This window comes from Faecalibacter rhinopitheci (assembly GCF_015234135.1).
Lineage (GTDB): Bacteria > Bacteroidota > Bacteroidia > Flavobacteriales > Weeksellaceae > Empedobacter > Empedobacter rhinopitheci.
The window spans coordinates 110,522-130,373 of the sequence record NZ_JADGIK010000003.1; the positions used below are offsets into that span (position 1 = coordinate 110,522).

At 30.9% G+C, this 19,852-nt stretch carries 18 protein-coding genes; 11 read left to right on the forward strand and 7 right to left on the reverse strand.

Annotated features, from left to right (window positions below; all coding sequences use genetic code 11):
- Positions 1–201 precede the first annotated feature (201 nt).
- Genes IM532_RS05540 through IM532_RS05550 form a run of 3 tightly spaced genes read left to right on the forward strand, consistent with a single transcriptional unit; the run spans position 202 to position 5,655 of the window.
- Positions 202–1,266 (forward strand): efflux RND transporter periplasmic adaptor subunit, encoded by a 1,065-nt coding sequence (locus tag IM532_RS05540; RefSeq protein ID WP_194182463.1) that lies wholly within the window; start codon positions 202–204, stop codon positions 1,264–1,266.
- A 4-nt stretch (positions 1,267–1,270) separates the two neighbouring features.
- Positions 1,271–4,348, forward strand: coding sequence for an efflux RND transporter permease subunit (locus IM532_RS05545; RefSeq protein ID WP_194182464.1), 3,078 nt, complete (start codon positions 1,271–1,273; stop codon positions 4,346–4,348).
- Between the two features lie 2 nt (positions 4,349–4,350).
- Positions 4,351–5,655, forward strand: coding sequence for a TolC family protein (locus tag IM532_RS05550; protein WP_194182465.1), 1,305 nt, complete (start codon positions 4,351–4,353; stop codon positions 5,653–5,655).
- A gap of 84 nt (positions 5,656–5,739) precedes the next feature.
- Here IM532_RS05550 and IM532_RS05555 read toward each other — a convergent pair whose 3' ends face one another.
- Together IM532_RS05555 and IM532_RS05560 are read right to left on the reverse strand one after the other, a co-directional pair.
- On the reverse strand, positions 5,740–6,105 hold the full coding sequence (locus IM532_RS05555) for a DUF4296 domain-containing protein (RefSeq protein ID WP_194182466.1): 366 nt from the start codon (positions 6,103–6,105) through the stop codon (positions 5,740–5,742).
- The gene (locus IM532_RS05560; protein ID WP_194182467.1) at positions 6,102–6,824 is read right to left on the reverse strand and encodes a polyprenol monophosphomannose synthase; all 723 of its coding nucleotides are present in this window, start codon (positions 6,822–6,824) and stop codon (positions 6,102–6,104) included. The genes IM532_RS05555 and IM532_RS05560 overlap by 4 nt, the downstream gene beginning before the upstream one ends.
- A 67-nt stretch (positions 6,825–6,891) precedes the next feature.
- On the opposite strand from IM532_RS05560, the gene IM532_RS13845 reads away from it, so the two are divergent.
- The 3 genes from IM532_RS13845 (at position 6,892) to recJ (ending at position 10,079) form a co-directional block, all read left to right on the forward strand.
- The gene (locus tag IM532_RS13845) at positions 6,892–7,557 is read left to right on the forward strand and encodes a DUF4271 domain-containing protein (RefSeq protein ID WP_194182468.1); all 666 of its coding nucleotides are present in this window, start codon (positions 6,892–6,894) and stop codon (positions 7,555–7,557) included.
- 8 nt (positions 7,558–7,565) lie between these two features.
- Positions 7,566–8,315, forward strand: a complete 750-nt coding sequence (locus IM532_RS05570; protein ID WP_194182469.1) for a uroporphyrinogen-III synthase — start codon at positions 7,566–7,568, stop codon at positions 8,313–8,315.
- Between the two features lie 63 nt (positions 8,316–8,378).
- Positions 8,379–10,079, forward strand: coding sequence for a single-stranded-DNA-specific exonuclease RecJ (gene recJ / locus IM532_RS05575; RefSeq protein ID WP_194182470.1), 1,701 nt, complete (start codon positions 8,379–8,381; stop codon positions 10,077–10,079).
- A gap of 53 nt (positions 10,080–10,132) precedes the next feature.
- Here recJ and rsmI read toward each other — a convergent pair whose 3' ends face one another.
- The 3 genes from rsmI to IM532_RS05590 are packed head-to-tail and all read right to left on the reverse strand — an operon-like array spanning position 10,133 to position 13,124.
- A complete protein-coding gene (gene rsmI, locus IM532_RS05580; protein ID WP_194182471.1) occupies positions 10,133–10,810 on the reverse strand; it encodes a 16S rRNA (cytidine(1402)-2'-O)-methyltransferase in 678 nt (225 codons plus the stop codon).
- A gap of 39 nt (positions 10,811–10,849) precedes the next feature.
- On the reverse strand, positions 10,850–11,341 hold the full coding sequence (locus IM532_RS05585; RefSeq protein ID WP_194182472.1) for a DUF4252 domain-containing protein: 492 nt from the start codon (positions 11,339–11,341) through the stop codon (positions 10,850–10,852).
- Between the two features lie 43 nt (positions 11,342–11,384).
- A complete protein-coding gene (locus IM532_RS05590; RefSeq protein WP_194182473.1) occupies positions 11,385–13,124 on the reverse strand; it encodes a 1-deoxy-D-xylulose-5-phosphate synthase in 1,740 nt (579 codons plus the stop codon).
- Positions 13,125–13,196: 72 nt separating this feature from the next.
- On the opposite strand from IM532_RS05590, the gene IM532_RS05595 reads away from it, so the two are divergent.
- From IM532_RS05595 to IM532_RS05610, 4 genes are read left to right on the forward strand one after another with little or no spacing between them, the layout of a single operon-like run.
- The gene (locus IM532_RS05595) at positions 13,197–13,775 is read left to right on the forward strand and encodes a DUF3109 family protein (RefSeq protein ID WP_194182474.1); all 579 of its coding nucleotides are present in this window, start codon (positions 13,197–13,199) and stop codon (positions 13,773–13,775) included.
- A 4-nt stretch (positions 13,776–13,779) separates the two neighbouring features.
- A complete protein-coding gene (locus IM532_RS05600) occupies positions 13,780–15,441 on the forward strand; it encodes a DUF6909 family protein (protein WP_194182475.1) in 1,662 nt (553 codons plus the stop codon).
- 3 nt (positions 15,442–15,444) lie between these two features.
- A complete protein-coding gene (locus tag IM532_RS05605) occupies positions 15,445–16,446 on the forward strand; it encodes a Gfo/Idh/MocA family protein (RefSeq protein WP_194182476.1) in 1,002 nt (333 codons plus the stop codon).
- A complete protein-coding gene (locus IM532_RS05610; RefSeq protein ID WP_194182477.1) occupies positions 16,427–16,825 on the forward strand; it encodes an acyl-CoA thioesterase in 399 nt (132 codons plus the stop codon). The genes IM532_RS05605 and IM532_RS05610 overlap by 20 nt, the downstream gene beginning before the upstream one ends.
- A 36-nt stretch (positions 16,826–16,861) precedes the next feature.
- Here the strand turns inward: IM532_RS05610 and IM532_RS05615 are convergent, their stop codons facing one another.
- Both IM532_RS05615 and IM532_RS05620 read right to left on the reverse strand, forming a co-directional pair.
- Complete coding sequence (locus IM532_RS05615) at positions 16,862–17,380, reverse strand: acyl-CoA thioesterase (protein ID WP_194182478.1); 519 nt, start codon at positions 17,378–17,380, stop codon at positions 16,862–16,864.
- 65 nt (positions 17,381–17,445) lie between these two features.
- A complete protein-coding gene (locus tag IM532_RS05620) occupies positions 17,446–18,630 on the reverse strand; it encodes an HU domain-containing protein (protein ID WP_194182479.1) in 1,185 nt (394 codons plus the stop codon).
- Positions 18,631–18,691: 61 nt separating this feature from the next.
- Here IM532_RS05620 and dprA point away from each other — a divergent pair, with 61 nt between their 5' ends.
- Positions 18,692–19,813, forward strand: coding sequence for a DNA-processing protein DprA (gene dprA, locus IM532_RS05625; protein ID WP_194182480.1), 1,122 nt, complete (start codon positions 18,692–18,694; stop codon positions 19,811–19,813).
- The last annotated feature ends 39 nt before the right edge of the window (positions 19,814–19,852 follow it).

Sequence of the window (19,852 nt, forward strand, 5' to 3'; positions counted from 1 at the left end):
TTGTAATTCTTTCTTTTCTCGTATCTAAAATGTATATGTTAGATTAAAATTTCTGTTTTTAATGTATATATATTCATTGATAGCGATATTTTATACTTTTATTAAAATAATTTTCTATTAACTTTTCTTTAAAATTATATCTTTACTATTCATTAAGATTTATTTACATAATAGTATAAATCTAATAGACATACACTACACATGAATAAAAAGAGAATATTTATAATTATAATTTCACTTGCAGTTTTGGTGGGATTAATTATATATCGAATTAACGCCAATCAAAGTAAGGATGAAAAGCCAACCAAAGGAGCAGGCCCATCTAAAGAGATATCTGTAGAAGGAAAAATAATTAAAAAACAATATTTTTCAGATTTCTTAACTTTATCAGGATCGATGGAGGCAAATGAACAAATCGATTTACAGAGTGAAGTTTCCGGTATTATAGAATCTATAAATTTTGATGAAGGGAAATATGTGTCTAGAGGACAAATTTTGATTCGATTAAATGATGTAGAGCTAAGAGCGCAGTTGGCGCAAGCTAAAACGAGAAATACTTTAGCTTCAGAAAACCAAAGAAGAGCAAAATTACTTTTAGAAAAAGAAGCGATAAGCCAAGAAGAATTTGATATAGCAACAGCTGATTATAGAACTTCTCAATCACAAATTCAAATTATAGAAGCTCAGTTAAGTAAAACGGTTATTAGAGCACCATTTTCTGGTAAGGTAGGTTTGCGCAATGTTTCGAAAGGAAGTTATATTACTCCATCTACTATTATTGCAAAATTAGTTAATACAGATCAGATTAAAGTTACTTTTTCTATACCAGAGAAATATGCTCATATGGTAAAGGTTAATAATGTGATTAAATTTAATGTACAAGGAAATCCGAATGATTTTAATGCGCGTGTATATGCAACAGAGCCTGTTGTAGAAACAGCCACAAGAACTTTATTAGTAAAAGCTATTACAACTAATAATTCTAATCAATTAATACCAGGAACATTTGCAGATATTGTTTTTCCATTAGAATCTACTAATGATGCACTTTTGGTACCTGCCGAGGCTTTAATTCCGATTCAGAATGGGAAAAAGATATTTGTATATAAATCTGGTAAAGCAAAAGAAGTAATTGTAGAAATAGGATCGCGTACAAAAGATGATATACAAATAACTTCAGGTATATCGGATGGTGATACCATCTTAACAACTGGTGTAATGACATTAAAAAATGATTCACCTGTTAAAGTGGTTTTAAGAAAATAAAGATATGAGCTTATCCACTTTAAGTATAAAAAGGCCAGTATTAACCATTGTAATGAATTTGATTTTAATCTTATTCGGAATTATTGGTTATACATTTCTAGGTGTAAGAGAATATCCTTCTATTGATCCTGCACAAATTACTGTACGTACAAACTATGCAGGAGCCAATTCAGAGATTGTTGAGTCCCAGATCACAGAACCCTTAGAAAAAGCAATTAATTCTGTTGACGGAATTAAGAATATTTCCTCTAACTCTGCACAGGGAGTTAGTACAATTAATATCGAGTTTAAACTTGATAAAAATTTAGAAGAAGCAGCAAATGATGTACGTGACAAAGTATCGCAAGCAATCAGAAGTTTGCCTCAAGATATAGATGCTCCTCCAGTTGTTTCTAAGGCAGATGCAGATTCTGAGCCTATTATTACTTTAACTTTAGAAAGTTCTACAAAAAATATATTGGAAGTTTCTGACTATGCAGAAAATGTAATTGCTCAAAGATTACAATCTATTTCGGGTGTTAGTTCAGTTTCAATATTTGGGCAAAAGAAATATGCTATGCGATTATGGATAGATGCCAATAAATTAGCAGCCTATGGTTTAACTATTCTAGATGTTCAAGCTGCATTACGTACACAGAATGTTGAATTACCATCAGGTAAATTAACAGGTTCTAGTACGGAAATGGGAATTAAAACGATTGGTAATATTTCTTCAGAAGAAGGATTTAATGATATAATTATTCAATCTACGAATGATAAGGTTATACGGTTAAAAGATATAGGAAATGCTTATTTAGAGGCAGAGAATTTTGAGACGAGTATGACTGAATCTGGTAAGCCAATGGTAAGTTTAGCCATCATACCTCAGCCAGGAACTAACTATTTAGACATTGCGAAGGAATTTTATAAAGAATATGAAAAATTACAAGCCGATTTACCAGAGGGATTTGTAATGGAAATTGCTATTGATAATACATTATTTGTAAGTAAAGCAGTGATTGAGGTTGTAGAAACATTAGCGATTTCTGTAGTTTTAGTAATAATAATTATTTTCTTGTTTTTCCGTAATTGGGCAATCGCATTTAGACCTTTAATTGATATACCGGTATCTTTAATAGCTACATTTTTTATCATGTACATTTGTGGCTTTTCCGTAAATGTTCTGACCTTACTTGCAATTGTATTAGCTACAGGTCTAGTAGTGGATGACGGGATAGTTGTTACAGAGAATATTTATAAAAAATTAGAAGAAGGAATGTCTCCAATAGAAGCTGCTATTAAAGGTTCTAACGAGATATTTTACGCTGTTATTTCCATTTCAATTACTTTGGCAGCTGTATTTTTACCTGTCATATTTTTAGAAGGATTTATAGGAAGATTATTTCGAGAATTTGGGGTAGTGATTGGTGCTGCAGTTTTAATATCCGCCTTTGTTTCTTTAACTTTAACTCCAATGCTAAATGCTTATTTAGTAAAAGGAGGTAAGCAGAAAAAATCAAATTTTTATTTAAAAACAGAGCCTTTTTTTGTAAGTATGAACAAAGAATATGAAGGTTCTTTAATAAGTTTTTTGAAATTTAAATGGTTAAGTTATGTTATAATTGTTGCGTGTTTCGGAATGATTTATTTCTTCTTTCAAATTCTTCCAAAAGAGACCGCTCCATATGACGATAGAAGTTATGTAGTGGTGAGAGCAAATGGACCAGAAGGTGTATCATTTGATTATATGGACAACTTCATGAAAGATTTAACTCAACTAATAAATGACTCCGTTCCAGAAAAAAAGGTAGCGCTTGCGATTACTTCTCCAGGTTTCGGTTCTGGAGCTGCAAATAGTGGATTTGTACGATTAGGTTTAGTTCAGCCTGGTGAAAGAGAAAGATCTCAAACTGAAATTGTTGATAACTTAACGAAATTAACTAAAAAATATTCACAAGGAAAAGTTACCGTAAGTCAGCAGCCAACAATTGCTGTGAATAAACGGGGAGGAATGCCAATACAGTATATTTTGCAAGCCAATAATTTTCAAAAATTAGAAGAAAAAGTTCCTTTGTTTATGGATGAATTAGCAAATGATGATACTTTCTCCATTACTGATGTGAATTTAAAATTTAACAAGCCTGAGGTACATGTTTCCATCAATAGAGAAAAAGCTGAAAATTTAGGCGTATCAGTTCTTGATGTGGCACAAACACTTCAACTTTCACTTTCAGGTCAGCGATTTGCTTATTTTATGATGAATGGAAAACAATATCAAGTAATTGGACAATTTGATAGAGATGACCGTTCAGTTCCTATGGATCTTAATTCTATGTATGTAAAAAATAACAAAGGGGAATTGATTCAGATGGATAATATAGTAGAAATGGAAGAACATAGCAGTCCTCCACAGCTATATCATAACAATAGATATATGTCTGCTACTATATCGGCAGGTTTAGCGCCAGGCAAAAGTATGGGAGAAGGAATTGCAGCGATGGAACGTATTAAAGAAAAAGTCTTAGATGAATCATTTACGACAGATTTAGGTGGAGAATCCCGCGATTTTATGGAAAGTGGATCCAATACGATGTTTGCTTTTGGATTAGCAGTGTTATTAATTTTCTTAATCTTAGCTGCACAATTTGAGAGTTTTATAGATCCATTTATCATATTACTTACTGTACCATTAGCCGTAGCTGGAGCTTTATTTTCTTTATGGTTATTTGGTCAATCGTGGAATATATTTAGTCAAATCGGAACCATCATGTTGATAGGTTTAGTAACTAAAAATGGAATATTGATTGTAGAATTTGCGAATCAATTACGTGAGGAAGGTTATTCTAAATACAATGCAATTGTACATGCTTCAGAAGCCCGTTTACGTCCTATTCTAATGACTTCTTTAGCAATTGCATTAGGAGCATTGCCAATTGCGTTATCTATAGGTGCTGCCTCTACAAGTCGTATAGGTATGGGAGTTGTAATTGTAGGTGGAACTACATTTTCATTAGTTCTTACTTTATTTGTAATTCCTGCATTCTATTTAATTCTATCCAAAGAGAAAAAAAATAATCCCAAATTTGAATTTACTGAAGATTAATCATGAAAGTTAACTTTATAATATTACAGCTTTTTTTTACGATCGGTATAGCAAAGGCACAAGATTTATTAACTGTGAAAGATGCAGTAGAGATTGCTCTTGCAAATAATTACGATATAAAACTTTCTCGAAATGATCTAGAAATAGCACAAGAAAATATAACGTATGGTAACGCTGGATTTTTACCAAATTTAACAGGTAATCTGACTCAAAATAATAATCTACAGAATATAAATCAAACGCAATCTTCAGGAGAAGTTAAGTCCTTAAAAAACGCAAAAAATAATAGTTTAAACTATGGTGTAAGCCTAGGTTGGACGATTTTTGATGGAATGGGAATGTTTACGAGATATGATATCTTAAAAGAAAATCAAAAAAAAGGAGATATATCTTTAAAAAGAACAATATTATTAAGAGTTTCAGATGTAATTACGAACTATTATACCATCGTAGAACAAAAAAAGTTTTTAGAAGCTATTGATGAAAATATCTTAATCACTAAAGAACGTGTAAGAACTGCAGAAAATAGATTTACAATCGGAAAAGCTTCGCGATTAGAAGTGCTAAATGCCCAAGTAAATTTAAATGAAGATGAATCTAATAGACTGCGTCAAATTAATTCCATTAAAAACTTAAAAATAGCACTAAATAGTCTTTTGGTAAGAGACTTAATGACAGAATTTGATGTGGAAGATGAGGTAATATTTGATTCAGATTTAATTTATGAAGACTTAGTAAATAAAGCTAAAAATCAAAATCCTGATTTGCAGCTTATCGCTATTAACCGCACATTAGCAGAATTAGAATTAAAAAGAATTAAAGCGGATCGCTATCCTACTGTACGACTAAATGCAGGATACAATTTTTCTGAATCAGAGTCTAGTTTAGGATTTACAACCAATTCCAATGCAAGAGGTTTAAATTATGGTGTTACAGTTGCATTAAATATTTTTGATGGTTTTAATCAACGAAGAAACGAGCAAATTGCTAAAATTCAAATTCAGAATGCAGACTTGCAGATTAATCAGCAAGATCTCGTTATTACAACTGCAATGGCAACAGCATTCCAAACTTATGAAACAAATCTAGCATTAGCGAAGATTGAGGAAAGTAATGAGCAAATTGCAAAAAGAAATTTAGAAATTACTTTAGATAAGTTTAAAATAGGAACAATTAGTGCGATTGAATTTAGAGATGCACAAGAAAATTTTATCAACGCATCAGCAAGATTAAATTCAGCTAAATTGCAAACTAAACTTTCAGAAATTCAGTTAAAAGAAATAGTAGGAAATATTGATTTTAATTAATAATAAATCATAAATATAACAGCAATGCCTTCTAAACTTTTAGAAGGCATTATTGTATTATATACTTTGTATTTCTTTAAAAGATTATTCTACTTGTAATTCTGAAATACGTGCTTTTTCGTCATCTGATAATTGATCGTATAAATCGTCTCTTACTTGGTCTAATATTTTCTGATATACACGAGGTTGTGTGAAGTAGTATTTATAACTCTCTTCAAATTCTTGGCGAGTTACATCATGATTTTCAAAAATATATAAAGTTCCCTCAGCAATACTTAATATTTGATTAGATGATTGAGTGTTATTAATCATCTGTTGTGATTTATAAATATCAACTAAAATATCAACCATATCAGACTTACTGATTAGATTGTCTGGTGTATCAATATATGGTCTTGAACAAGAAGATAGACTTATTGACACTATAAAAATATAAAATATTTTTCTCATAATTTTCCAAATATATTACGTAATCTCAACAAGATTACTCCAAATACAGCTTCACCAATTATATCCGAACTAATTTTGGATTCACCTAAAGTACGATCAGTAAAAATAATAGGAACTTCTTGAATCTTAAATTTATTAATCCAAGATTTATATTTCATCTCAATTTGAAATCCATACCCTTTAAATTTTATATCATCAAGATTTAATGCTTGTAATACTTCAGCCTTGTATCCCACAAATCCTGCTGTTGCATCGTGTACAGGTAAAGAAGTGATAATACGCACATATTTAGATGCAAAATAAGAAAGTAACACACGTTCCATAGGCCAGTTGACCACATTTACACCATTACTATATCTAGAGCCAACTGCTAAGTCTGCACCTTCTACTAATGCTTTGTATAAGCGAGGTAAATCATTCGGATTATGAGAGAAATCTGCATCCATCTCAAAGATAAATTTATATTTCTTTGCTAAAGCCCATTTAAAACCATGTACATATGCTTTCCCAAGTCCATCTTTTGTAGTGCGAACTTCTAGATTTAAACGATTGTTGCTTTCCGGGATTAATCGACGAATAATATCGCCTGTTCCATCAGGAGAACTATCATCTACAATTAAAATATCAAATGAATCATCCACGGCCAATACTGCTCTAATAATGGCTTCAATATTTTCCTTTTCATTATATGTAGGGATGATTACAAGTCTGTCTGACATAAATATCATTTTGTGGGCATAAAGATAGTTATTAGATTAATAGGGTTTTGTATTTTTGGAAAAGATTATGAAAGCTACGGATTTAATTAGTATTGCAAGAAACACAGAAAACAACGATTATGTATTTATCATACTTGTAGTTTGTTTATTAATTGTTTGCGCCTCAAAATATTTATTTGCTAAAAATTTTAAAACGCTAAAGAATAAAACAGAGTATTTAAGTTTTACGGATGATAATACTACATTGTTTAGTTTAATCATTAATATAATTATGGTTGTATTAGTGAGTGTACTTATAGTTTCTCACTTTGACGTAAAAATCATTAATCTACCTTTAAGTTTGCCCCTTCAAATAGCAGCATGTTTTGGATTAATATCTGGAATAATGATCATAAAGTTAATCATTGAAATGGCGTATTTTAGAGTGTTTTATCATGACAGTTCTTGGTCATTTTTTATGAAAAGTTCGAGTTATGTAAATGCTCGTAATGTGCTTATTTTAATTTTTTGTTCATTTTTATATTTTTATTCAGAAATAGATGCCAATATTATAATGTTTTTTTGGTTTATACTCTTATGTATTAATAGGGTATGGGAAATATACTTTAGATATGCCAATCAAATATCAGCCAATAAATCAATTTGGTATTACAATATTTTGTACCTTTGCACCCTAGAAATTTTACCAATAATGGTTTTATCGAAACTATTAATATTAGGTAAAGTAATCTAATAATTACTATGAAAGTTAAATCGATATTAGTATCACAACCTACGCCACTAGTCGAGAATTCTCCGTATTTTGAAATGGAGAAAAGACACAAAATTAAAATTGATTTCCGACCATTTATCCAAGTAGTTGGTGTAGATGGAAAAGAAGTAAGACAACAAAAGCTTGATTTTAGTAAAGTTACCGCAGTTATATTTACAAGTCGTAATGCAATTGATCATTTTTTCCGCGTAGCAGAGGAATTAAGAATTCAGATTCCAGACGCTATGAAATATTTTTGTGAGTCTGAAGCAATTGCTTTTTATCTTCAGAAATATATCGTTTACAGAAAACGAAAAGTATATATTGGAGAAAAAATGTTTGCAGACATGGTTCCTTTGTTTAAAAAACATAAGGACGAAAAATTCTTACTACCGGCAGCCGACGTTATTAAGCCTGATGTTCCTAAATTATTGGATAGTTTAAATTTAGATTGGCAATTAGCTACTTTATTTAGAACCGTATCTAGCGATTTATCAGACTTAGAAGATGTTAAATATGATATTTTAGTTTTCTTTACACCATCAGGAATTAAATCGTTGTTTGAAAATTTTCCAGATTTTGTACAAGGAGAAACTAGAATTGCGGTATTTGGAAAAGCAACTGTTGAAGAATCATTAAGGATGGGCTTACGAATTGATATAGAGGTTCCAACAAAAGAGATACCTTCTATGACAATGGCCTTAGATAAATACGTTAAAGAAGCAAATAAGTCGAAATAGTTATTTTTCTCTTTAATCTTATCTTTAAATAGTATAAATTTATAGCAGATAACCTATTTACAGATGGACAAGATATGGCAAATAAAAGAGCTTCCTACTGCGCAAGTTGTAGAAGATTTAAGAAATGTACTAAACGTTTCTGAAACTACCGCTATTTTATTAGCTCAGCGTGGAATTACTGATTTTGATAAAGCGAAATCATTTTTCAATCCGTCTTTAGATAAGTTACATAACCCTTTTAAGATGAAGGATATGGATGTTGCCGTATCTCGTATAAAATGGGCTATAGATAATGAAGAAAATATTTTAATTTTTGGAGACTACGATGTAGATGGAACGACAGCGGTAACATTAGTTTACGAATTTCTGTCTTCTATCTACTCGCAAGTTTCTTATTATATACCAGACCGTAATAATGAAGGTTATGGTATCTCTTACCAAAGCATAGATCACGCAGTTAAAAATAATATTTCTTTAGTTATTGCATTAGATTGTGGAATAAAAGCTCATAATCAAATTGAATATGCAAATTCTAAAAATATAGATTTTATTATTTGTGACCATCACTTACCTGATAAATCTATTCCTAATGCTTACGCAGTTTTAGATCCTAAACGTAAAGGTTGCTTATACCCTTATAAAGATTTAAGTGGTTGCGGTGTAGGTTTTAAATTAGTCCAAGGTTATATTCAACAGTTTAACTTATCCGAAGATATTCTTCATCCGTTATTAGATTTGGTTGCAGTAAGTATTGCAGCAGATATAGTTCCTATTACGGGAGAAAATAGAATATTGGCTTATGAGGGATTAAAAAGATTGAATGATCAACCTCGTATGGGATTTCAGCAGATGATTCCTACCAATATTAAGGGAAACGTAAACATATCTAATGTTGTTTTTTCAATAGCTCCTAAAATTAATGCAGCCGGAAGAATAAAACATGGTTCGGAAGCTGTTCGTTTTATGTTGAGTAAAAATGAAGAAGACTGTAAAAAATATTTAGCAGATATTAATTCATTAAATAATGAGCGTAAAAAGTTAGATCTTACTATTACAGAACAAGCCTTAGATCAACTGAAAGATATTAATCAATTAAATACATATTCTACAATTGTCTACAATCCGGAGTGGAATAAAGGCGTTATAGGAATTGTTGCTTCACGATTAGTGGATATGTATTACAAACCGACTATTGTATTTACAAAAAATAATGAAGGAGAATTAGTAGCTTCTGCTAGATCTATTAAAGAGTACAATATTTATCAAGCGATTGAACAAAACTCTCATCTTTTGACTCAGTTTGGTGGACATATGGCAGCCGCGGGATTAGCTTTAAAAGAAGAAAACTTTGAAGCCTTTAGACTAGCTTTTGAAGAAACTGTAAAGCAAGAAAGTAAGTCAGCTCATTTTAAACCTTCTATAGAAATTGATAAAGAAATATCATTTAACGATATTAATAAATCATTTTTAGAGGTGATAATGCGAATGGCACCTTTTGGTCCTGAAAATATGACACCAGTATTTTTGTCTAAAAACTTGGTAGCAACAGACTTTAGATTAGTAGGAAAAGAACATGCGCGACTTTTTGTGCATCAAAAAAATACACGATCTACCTATGCAGCAATTGGATTTAAGTTAGGTAAATTCGGAGACAAATTGCAGAAAGGGTGTTCCTTTGATATGGTTTATACCATAGGTATGAATTATTGGCAAGGGAAAGGAACTTGGCAATTTAATATAAAAGATATACGTTTTAGAGAATAAAAAAAACGACTCTATTAATAAAGTCGTTTTTCAATATATTTTATAATTATAGATTAGTTGTTGCTTCCTTCGACCACTACAACCATTTCACCTTTTAAGTTTCTTGTTTCAGCAATTATTGCTAATTCTTCCAAAGTTCCACGTAATGTTTCTTCAAATTTCTTAGAAATTTCTCTTGATAAACTTGCTCTTCTTTCATTCCCAAAAGTTTCAGCAAAATCTCTCAAAGTTTTACCAATTTTATGAGGAGATTCATAGAAAACCATCGTTTTTTTCTCTTCAATTAAGCTATCTAACTTTGTTTTTCTACCTTTTTTTACAGGAATAAATCCGATAAATGTAAACTCATTGTTTGGTAACCCAGAAACTACTAATGCCGGAACAAAAGCCGTTGCGCCTGGCAGGCATTCAATAATTATATTGTTGGCGACACATTCTTTTGCAAGTAAATATCCAGGGTCAGAAATGCCAGGAGTACCAGCATCTGTAATAATGGAGATGATTTGTCCATCTTTTAATTGACGAATAATATCCTCGGTTGCCTGGTGTTCATTATGCATATGATAACTACGCATCGGAGTTTCGATTTCGTAATGTTTTAAAAGAATTCCACTATTTCTTGTGTCTTCAGCTAAGATTACATCCGATTCTTTTAGAATTTCAACCGCTCTAAAAGTCATGTCCTTTAAATTTCCAATTGGCGTAGGAACTAAATACAATTTTCCACTCATGGTCCAAATATACGTTGAGTTTATGCAACAAAAAAGTAACTATTTTAGGATATCTGTAATTCCTTCTAGATCTGATAGATCAATATTTTCTAATGCTTCATCCAGCTGAGCACGTGTTAAATCAACTTTAGAATCAATTACTAGGACATTTTTTAATCCATTTACACCTAGAATTAAATTATTTACTTTACCATTCGATTCTAAAAATGAAGCATTTACATTACTGTTTTTAATTTTCACTTTTACAGCTTGTTCGTATTTATCACCTTTTGTAGCAGAAGCTAAATTTTTCATTACACTATTCTGTTTCCCTTTTCCGGCATCTGTAATTACAAATACTTTTGCAGATTTAATGTATTCAAAAATTTTAGCATCGGTAGTACGTTTAGCCAAATTCACAGCAAATTTTGGTAACGGAATAACTGTAGCTTGTTTATCATATTTATCGTAAAATTCATTCATGCTATTTACAGATGCACAAGAAGCCAATGTAAATAAAGCTAAACCTAGAATTGGTATTATTTTTTTCATGTTTTATTTTTAATAAATGAATTAAAACAATTGTTATTCCAATTTATAGGTATGAATAAATAAATTTTAAAATAGACTCATCATCTAATTCTAATTGTTTGTATAACTGGTTGATAGTAGCATGAGTAATGAATTGATCCGGATATCCATTCATTTTAAAATTTCCTTTATAATGAATTTGATTCAAAATTTTTAATACAGCATCACCGAATCCCCCATTAATAATGCCATCTTCATAAGAAATGATAGTATCAAATTTTAAAGCTACAATTTTAATCATCTGCTCGTCCAAAGGCTTGATAAATAGAAAATCAATTAAGCAGACTTTTTCCTCTAATTCATTGGCCTTAAGAATTTGCTGTATTCTAGGAGTAAAATTTCCTGTACTAAAAATTGCTACTTTATTTCCATCCGTAATACGTTTAGATTTACCAATTTCTATTTTTTCATAACTATAGTCTTCTTTACATATTTCGATAGTTTCTTTAGGAAAACGAATAGCAAAAGGTTTTTTAGTGAACTGAGCAGTATATAGAAGGTTTTTAAAATCCTTTTCGTTACTTGGTGAAGCAATTACCATATTCGGAATTGAATTTAAATAGCTGATGTCAAAATAACCATGGTGGGTTGCACCATCTGTACCAACAATACCTGCACGATCAATACAAAAAATAACTGGTAAATTTTGTAAAGCTACATCATGTATAATTTGATCATAAGCACGTTGTAAAAATGTAGAATATATGGTACAATATGGAATAGTATTTTGAGTTGCTAAACCTGCAGCAAAAGTAACAGCATGTTGTTCTGCAATCCCAACATCGATAACACGATCAGGAAAATTATGTTGACATTTGACTAAATTGCTTCCCGTAACCATAGCAGGTGTAATGGCAATAATTTGGGAATTATTTGATAATAAATCCATCATTGTTTCGCCAAACACATCTTGGTAAGATTTGGGCTTTTCAAAAGTTGTAATCTCTCCAGTAGCTTTATTAAATAAGCCAGGAGCATGCCATTTTACTTGGTCTAGTTCTGCTTTTTGATAGCCTTTTCCTTTTACTGTTTTTACATGCAAAAATTTAGGTCCTTTAATTGCTTTAGATTTTGTTAAAGCATGTGCTAATTCATCAAAGTTATGACCATCGATTGTTCCTAAAAAATTCAATCCAAAATCATTAAAAATAGAACTGTCATTTTCTAAATTATTAAAATGTTTTTTTAGTCCGCCTACAGAAGGATCAATCCCGATAGAATTGTCATTAAGAATAACAAGTACATTTAAATCTGTAGAACCAAGATGATTGAGCGCTTCCAGGCTCATGCCAGAGGTGATTGATGCATCTCCGATGATTGCAATATGATGACGATTAATATTATTAATTTTATCAGCAGTGGCCATACCTACAATCGCAGAAATAGATGTAGAAGAATGACCTGTGCCAAAAGTATCAAATTCGCTTTCTTCTCGTGTAGGAAAACCTGAAATCCCGTTTTCTTGACGAAGTGTATCAAATTCTTGACGACGACCAGTTAAAATTTTATGTGGATAGCATTGGTGCCCCACATCCCAAATCAATAAATCATTAGGTGTATCAAAATAGTAATGCAGAGCAATAGTAAGTTCAATAACCCCTAAACTTGCACCCAAATGACCAGGTTTTACACTTAAAGTATCTAAAATAAATTCGCGTAATTCTTTTGCTAAATCAGGTAATTCTGCTTGATTTAATTCCCTAAGTTCCTTAGGTTGATTAATTTTATGGATAACTGTATTCATTATTACTTTACAAAATTACATTAATTTAAGTAAAAGACCGTATCTTTGTCGGTTACAAAAACCAGATAGAATATGTTCCAAATAGGAAAAACGTTGGTCTCAGCTGATTTATTAAATGAAGACTTTGTATGTAACCTAAATAAGTGTAAAGGAATTTGTTGTGTTGAGGGAGATGCGGGAGCACCCTTAAATGAAGATGAATTATCTATCTTAGATGATATTTATGAGGATGTAAAACCTTATTTAAGAGCTGAAGGAATTCAAGTAATCGAAAATGAAGGAAAATATACAATGGATACTGATGGAGATTGGGTAACACCGTTAGTAAACAATAAAGAATGTGCATATTTAGTTTTCGAAGAGAATGGTTTCTCGAAATGTGGAATTGAAAAAGCATATGAAGATGGTAAAATTGATTATAAGAAACCAATTTCTTGCCATTTATACCCAGTTCGTATTAAGGAATATTCAAATTTTACTGCTGTTAATTATGATGTTTGGGATATTTGCTCAGATGCTTGTACATTAGGAAAAGAATTAAAGGTGAATGTTGCCACATTTGCTAAAGATTCTTTAGTAAGAAAGTTTGGAGAAGAATGGTACGAAGAACTTATGGAAGTTCAAAAAGAAGTAAACAACCAAAAAAAGTAAATTTATGTCAATAACAAGAGCTAGAAGATCCACAGATGCGATCGAAAGATTATATATTTCAATGCGCCACTTGTTTCATAGAGGCGTTTATCGTATTTCAGGGGGTCCTGGCAAAATATTAAGAAATCTATTATTTGAATTAGAACCAGAGATTTATGGTTCTATGACAGATCCAAATAAGGTTGAATTAAGTGGTTTAATGTACGTGTTAGACCGATTACCAGAAGGAATCGTTGAAACACCATTCATTTCTTTTACAGCAGATGAAGGGTATGATCGTTCTATATTCACGCCAATTATTCCTGCGAAAAGACGTCGTTTTTGTTACAGAATTGATGATGACCAAATGAACATTGAAATTTCTAGAGGTCGTTCAGAAATCTATGATATTTTAACACACTTAACGTTCTTATTCAACGAAGCAGATAAAATCAGAAACCGTGCATTTGATAATCAAACTTTAGCAAAAAATAGAGTTTGGGAAATTATTGAGGATATTGTTTTATCTAAAAAAGAATTATCTCGCAAAGATCGTGAAGTTGCAATCATGCATTTATCAACAATCTTAGGAAGAACATTCGAAGAAACGCAAGCAATGCACGCTTACTTTAGTACTACGGATAATCCAGATAAGTTTTTCTCAACGATCTATTGGATGGGAACAACAAGCCAGGCAGATAGAATTGGGATTAAGAAACGTGAAGTTACATTTACATCAACTTTAAGAGAATCTATTGGTCACCATGTAATTGGAGAAAAATGGGCCAATGAGATTAAACGTAATTTATTAGCTAATAATTTACAAGAAAAAAATATTCATATCGTTAGTGCTAATATGCACTCAGTTTCTAATATGTTGTATGCACACGATGCATTAAAACGTAAATACAAGGAAGAATCTGTAGAAATATATGAAGATCTAAGTGCTGCTAACAATAAATTAATGCGCGATCAGTTACATGAATATGTACAACAGAAAGGATTAATTTATATCAAAGATAAATCAGGAACTAACATTGATATTCAGATCATTGATTTATCAAAAATAGATCTTAAAAACACCGCTTTTTCTCATGCAAAAGCAAAAGATAATGAAGTTATTATCGTAATGGATTACGCATTTGGAGAACAAGCTTTTGAAGCGATGGATGAGTTATTAAAACCATATAAATCACCAGAAGCTACTTTTAAAATGAATGTAAAATCTGTGTCAATCATGGGGAAAGCAGGAATTTTAGAAGGAGTAAAAGGAGATATTATGATTGCTACATCGCATGTTTTTGAAGGAACTACGGATAATTATTTCTTTGATAATGAATTATCTTCTGAAGATTTCAAAGATTGTGGATTAGGAGTTTACGAAGGTCCAATGATTTCAGTTTTAGGAACTTCTTTACAAAATAAAGATATTTTAGAATACTTTAAAAACTCATCTTTCCAAGCAATCGGTTTAGAAATGGAAGGTGCGCATTATCATAAAGCGATACAAGTAGCCTCTAAGATTCGTCACCATATCGATAAAGATGTAAAAGTAATGTATGCGTACTATGCATCAGATAATCCTTTAGAAACAGGAAGTACATTAGCATCAGGAGGTTTAGGACTTACAGGAGTTAAACCAACTTATTTAATTACGCAAAAGATTTTAGAAAAAATCATTCAATAAAATATGAAAAATTTTTCCATCCTTGGATATGGGCATATAGGTAAAGTTCATGAACAAGCAATATTAGCATCAGATAATGCCAATTTAATTTCAATTATTGATTTTGAATTACCTTCTGGATTAGGTGTAAAAACTTATTCTACTTTAGAAATTTTCTTACAAGAAGATAAAGAGACTGATGTAGTGGTTATTGCTACACCAAATGGATTGCACCGAGAACATGCAATTAGATGTCTAAAAGGAGGGAAAAATGTTTTTATAGAAAAACCGCTTGCATTAAATATTGAAGATGCAAAGGAAATCCTTGCTGTTGCAGCGGAGAAAAAATTGCGTGTTTTCTCTTCTATGCAATTGCGTTTTTCGCCAGTAATACAATATGTAAAAAAACTTTTGGAAAATAACGCCTTAGGTAAAATACATATGATTAACGTGCAATGCTATTGGAACCGTAATAAAAACTATTACAAACTAAGAGAATGGCATGGCTCAGAAGATATGGACGGAGGAGTTTTATTTACTCAATTTTCTCATTTCGTTGATATTCTTAATTTTTGGTTTGAAAAAGTTGATTGTATTGGAGCAAAAAGTTATAATTTTTCTCATACTAATGTGACTGAGTTTGATGATAGTGGATATGTAGATTTTACTGCAAACGAAGCTGTAGGTCATATGACATATACAACTTCAGTTTTTAATAAAAATTTTGAATCTGATATTGTTATCATTGCAGAAAAAGGAACGATTAAAGTTGGAGATCAATATCTTAACCAGATGATTTATAGTGATCTTAAAAATGTTTGTTGTTCAAAGAATGTTTCTACTGATCAAAAAAACTTTCACCCTAATGCAATTTACGAAGTTGCAGATGCTTTAATGCGAAATAATGAGAGTATTTTAGATGGTATACATGCTATTAATTTAGTTAAATTTATAGATGATGCGAACAATTTTTCAAAAAGTAATAAAATTATAACCAATAAAGAATATGAGGTTTCACACGCGTAAATGGGTAAAACCAGAAGATTTAAATCCAAATCGTTCACTTTTTGGAGGCAAGTTATTAGCTTGGATTGATGAAGAAGCTGCTCTTTACAGTGTAGTACAACTTGAAAATCCGCATGTTGTAACAAAATTTATGTCTGAAATAAATTTTATGGCTTCTGCAAAACAAGGCGATATTGTAGAGATTGGTATAGATGTCGTAAAGTTTGGTAACACATCCTTAATCCTTCGATGTGAGGTACGTAATATGATGACTCATGAAAAAATTATCACTGTAGATAATATTACAATGGTAAATTTAGATGAGGAAGGTAAGCCCAAACCTCATGGTAAAAAGAAAATAGAATTTGTGAAAGATCGTTTAGCAATTCTAAATAAATAAAATAAAAGCCACTTACTAGTAAGTGGCTTTTTTTATTTAATCCATAAAAAGAGCTTTTAACTCATGGGCTTCGCTCGGATTCATTCTATTAGCTAAGACTAAACTTAGTTGTTTTCTACGTAATGCTGCATTATAACGCTCAATTTCAACCTCTGTTTCTGCAACTAATTCCGGAACTTGTACAGGTTTATTATTTTCATCTAAAGCAACAAAAGTATATATTGCATCATTAGTTTTAATAAAATTTTCTGCATCATAATCATAGATGTATACATCTACATATACCTCCATTGAAGTTTTGAATGCACGAGAAACTTTAGATTCTAATTTAACAGTGCTTCCCAATGGAATTGGTTGATTAAAAGAAACATGATTTACACTTGCTGTTACTACTTGTAAGCTCCCAGAATGCATTTTTGCAGAGATAGCAGATATTCTATCCATACGAGCTAAAAGCTCGCCTCCAAACATATTATTCAACTGATTGCTCTCATTAGGTAAAACTAAATTAGTCATTACTGCTAATGATTCTTTTGCTGTTTTTGATTTAGCCATAAAAAAACCTTTGTATTCTAATTAGATACAAAGGTCTTGAAAATTATTGATTAAATATAATATGCTTATTTATGCTCTCTAATCCAAGCGTCAGGATGCTTAGAATGTAATTGATTTAAAAATGTCGAAGCTTTATCCATTGTATCAAAACTATCAAAATTTACATAATAAAAACGTCCTTTTACATATACAACACTAGCATTTTTATGCCCTTCGTTTTCTAATGAACGAAGCATTCTTGCAGCATCATCCGCTCTCCTTAACGAAGCAGCAATAACCTGAAATTTCTTAGGATTTGTATCCGTTTTTACAACTTCATCTACTTTTTTATCGCTATTATTAATACTATTTTTATCCTCTTTTTTTGGAGAGTTTGCTGCAACTTCTTTTGTATCATTTGTAGAATTACGAATAATTGCTTTTACCTCTTTTTCTGTATCATTTAATTGCTTTTCCTCAACTACTGTAATTTCATATTTAGATACTATACTATTTCCAGCAGAGTCTATATGTTCTTGTGCGGGCAAGGAAATCGATGTTCCTGTTTGTACATATTCTAAAGGATCTACAATTGTTGTGGGTAAATTATGAATAACATCTTTTAATGTATCAGCTTTATTTATCTGATTAGAGTTTAAAAGATTAGGTGCAGCTTCTTTAATTGCAGGAATAACTATGCCACTCCATTGATGATCTACAAATTTTTGTACAGGTTGAGGTGTGTTAAAATAAAAGTAACCACCTACTATAATAGGAATAACGGAAGCTACAGCCAAGATAGATGACCAATTTTTCTTAGCTTCAGTAATATTTTTTTCTTCAGGTTCGATAGGTAAGATTAAATTAGGATGAATAGTAGTTAAACCAAATGCATCAGGAAGTAAGTTTAAAGTAGTATGAGGTTCAAATTTTAAATTTCCATCTTGATCCTTTTTTAAGAATCCAACTTTTTTTAAATGGATATTTTCACCATTCTCTATACGAGTTTTCCAATTGTTTACATCATCTTCAAGAAGGAGAGAAGCTTCTTCTCTATCTATTGCTTCTCCAATTTCATAGGCTTGTTCAATAATACCATCATTTGTTGTTAATGCAGAATTAAATGAAATGGCATGATGTGGAGGAGTGATTGAAGCATCTTCAGCATTAATAGTAGCACTCGTTGGATGCGAAATAAAGGCTCCAAATTTCGGTACGATTACACAATCGTGCTGAAATAATAGTTGATCGATATATTTTTCTAACCTCATAACAACGAATTTAACATTTTTTTTTGATTAATAAAGATAATCAATTAAAAATGTGTACTTTATGATTAAATACTTAGTTTTAAAAATGATTTCAGAGCAAAGATACATTTTAGCTTTGTCATTTATCAAAGGAATTGGCGATAGTCGTATATTTTTTCTAATTAATTTTTTTGGAAGTGCGCAATGTGTTTGGGAAAAATCTAAACAAGATTTACAAGTCATTAAAGGAATTGGACCTAAGTCTATCCAAGATATTGGTAAAACAAAATTTTTAGATCTTGCAGATCAAGAAATTGAATTCTGTAAAAAATACAATATTGATATCTTAACAATTTTTGATGAAGATTATCCATCATTATTAAAACAATGTCCAGACGCTCCTTTAGTTTTGTATAAAAAAGGAAATATTAATTTTGAGAAATCTAAGAAAATAGCTGTCGTAGGAACCAGAAAAATGACAAATTATGGTAAACTTTTTATTAATGAATTAATAGAGAGTTTACAAGATTTTGATATTACTATTGTAAGTGGCTTAGCATATGGATGTGACATTTATTCTCACGCATTAGCCATAAAGTATAACGTGCCTACATGGGCTGTATTAGCACATCATCTTAATCATATCTATCCTACCCAGCATCGTTACTTAGCGGAGGATATGTTAGAAAATGGTGGGTGGATTTCTGAGCAACCCTCTTTTAAAAGTATTCAGCCAAAATATTTTATTCAACGTAATAGGATAATTGCAGGATTATCTGACGTAACCATTTTAGTTGAATCAGCTGCGCATGGAGGAAGTTTAGTAACTGCAAAGTTCGCTAATGATTATAATAGAGATGTATTTGCATTGCCAGGAAAAATGACTGATCAGTTTAGTATTGGATGTAATTATCTCATAAAAACACATCAGGCGTATTTGATAGAATCTTCAAAAGACTTGATTTATCATTTGGATTTTATGAATAATCCAAAAAGGACGAATCAATTTGCAATGTTCATCGATTTAGATGTTGAGGAACAAAAAGTTTTTGATTATTTACAACAAAATGGAAAAACACATATAGATGCTTTAGCCATTAGTTTACAACTCCTCACTTATGAGCTAATGCCTATTTTATTAAACTTAGAACTAAAACAAGTGATCAAACCTTTACCAGGAAAATATTTTGATCTTTATAGCTAACATTACAATTTTTAAGATAAATCTGTGTTATAAATAACA

Coding starts and splice junctions, on each gene's coding strand:
- IM532_RS05540 (WP_194182463.1), top strand. CDS start 202: ATGAATAAAAAGAGAATATTTATAATTATAATTTCACTTGCAGTTTTG.
- IM532_RS05545 (WP_194182464.1), top strand. CDS start 1,271: ATGAGCTTATCCACTTTAAGTATAAAAAGGCCAGTATTAACCATTGTA.
- IM532_RS05550 (WP_194182465.1), top strand. CDS start 4,351: ATGAAAGTTAACTTTATAATATTACAGCTTTTTTTTACGATCGGTATA.
- IM532_RS05555 (WP_194182466.1), bottom strand. CDS start 6,105: ATGAGAAAAATATTTTATATTTTTATAGTGTCAATAAGTCTATCTTCT.
- IM532_RS05560 (WP_194182467.1), bottom strand. CDS start 6,824: ATGTCAGACAGACTTGTAATCATCCCTACATATAATGAAAAGGAAAAT.
- IM532_RS13845 (WP_194182468.1), top strand. CDS start 6,892: ATGAAAGCTACGGATTTAATTAGTATTGCAAGAAACACAGAAAACAAC.
- IM532_RS05570 (WP_194182469.1), top strand. CDS start 7,566: ATGAAAGTTAAATCGATATTAGTATCACAACCTACGCCACTAGTCGAG.
- recJ (WP_194182470.1), top strand. CDS start 8,379: ATGGACAAGATATGGCAAATAAAAGAGCTTCCTACTGCGCAAGTTGTA.
- rsmI (WP_194182471.1), bottom strand. CDS start 10,810: ATGAGTGGAAAATTGTATTTAGTTCCTACGCCAATTGGAAATTTAAAG.
- IM532_RS05585 (WP_194182472.1), bottom strand. CDS start 11,341: ATGAAAAAAATAATACCAATTCTAGGTTTAGCTTTATTTACATTGGCT.
- IM532_RS05590 (WP_194182473.1), bottom strand. CDS start 13,124: ATGAATACAGTTATCCATAAAATTAATCAACCTAAGGAACTTAGGGAA.
- IM532_RS05595 (WP_194182474.1), top strand. CDS start 13,197: ATGTTCCAAATAGGAAAAACGTTGGTCTCAGCTGATTTATTAAATGAA.
- IM532_RS05600 (WP_194182475.1), top strand. CDS start 13,780: ATGTCAATAACAAGAGCTAGAAGATCCACAGATGCGATCGAAAGATTA.
- IM532_RS05605 (WP_194182476.1), top strand. CDS start 15,445: ATGAAAAATTTTTCCATCCTTGGATATGGGCATATAGGTAAAGTTCAT.
- IM532_RS05610 (WP_194182477.1), top strand. CDS start 16,427: ATGAGGTTTCACACGCGTAAATGGGTAAAACCAGAAGATTTAAATCCA.
- IM532_RS05615 (WP_194182478.1), bottom strand. CDS start 17,380: ATGGCTAAATCAAAAACAGCAAAAGAATCATTAGCAGTAATGACTAAT.
- IM532_RS05620 (WP_194182479.1), bottom strand. CDS start 18,630: ATGAGGTTAGAAAAATATATCGATCAACTATTATTTCAGCACGATTGT.
- dprA (WP_194182480.1), top strand. CDS start 18,692: ATGATTAAATACTTAGTTTTAAAAATGATTTCAGAGCAAAGATACATT.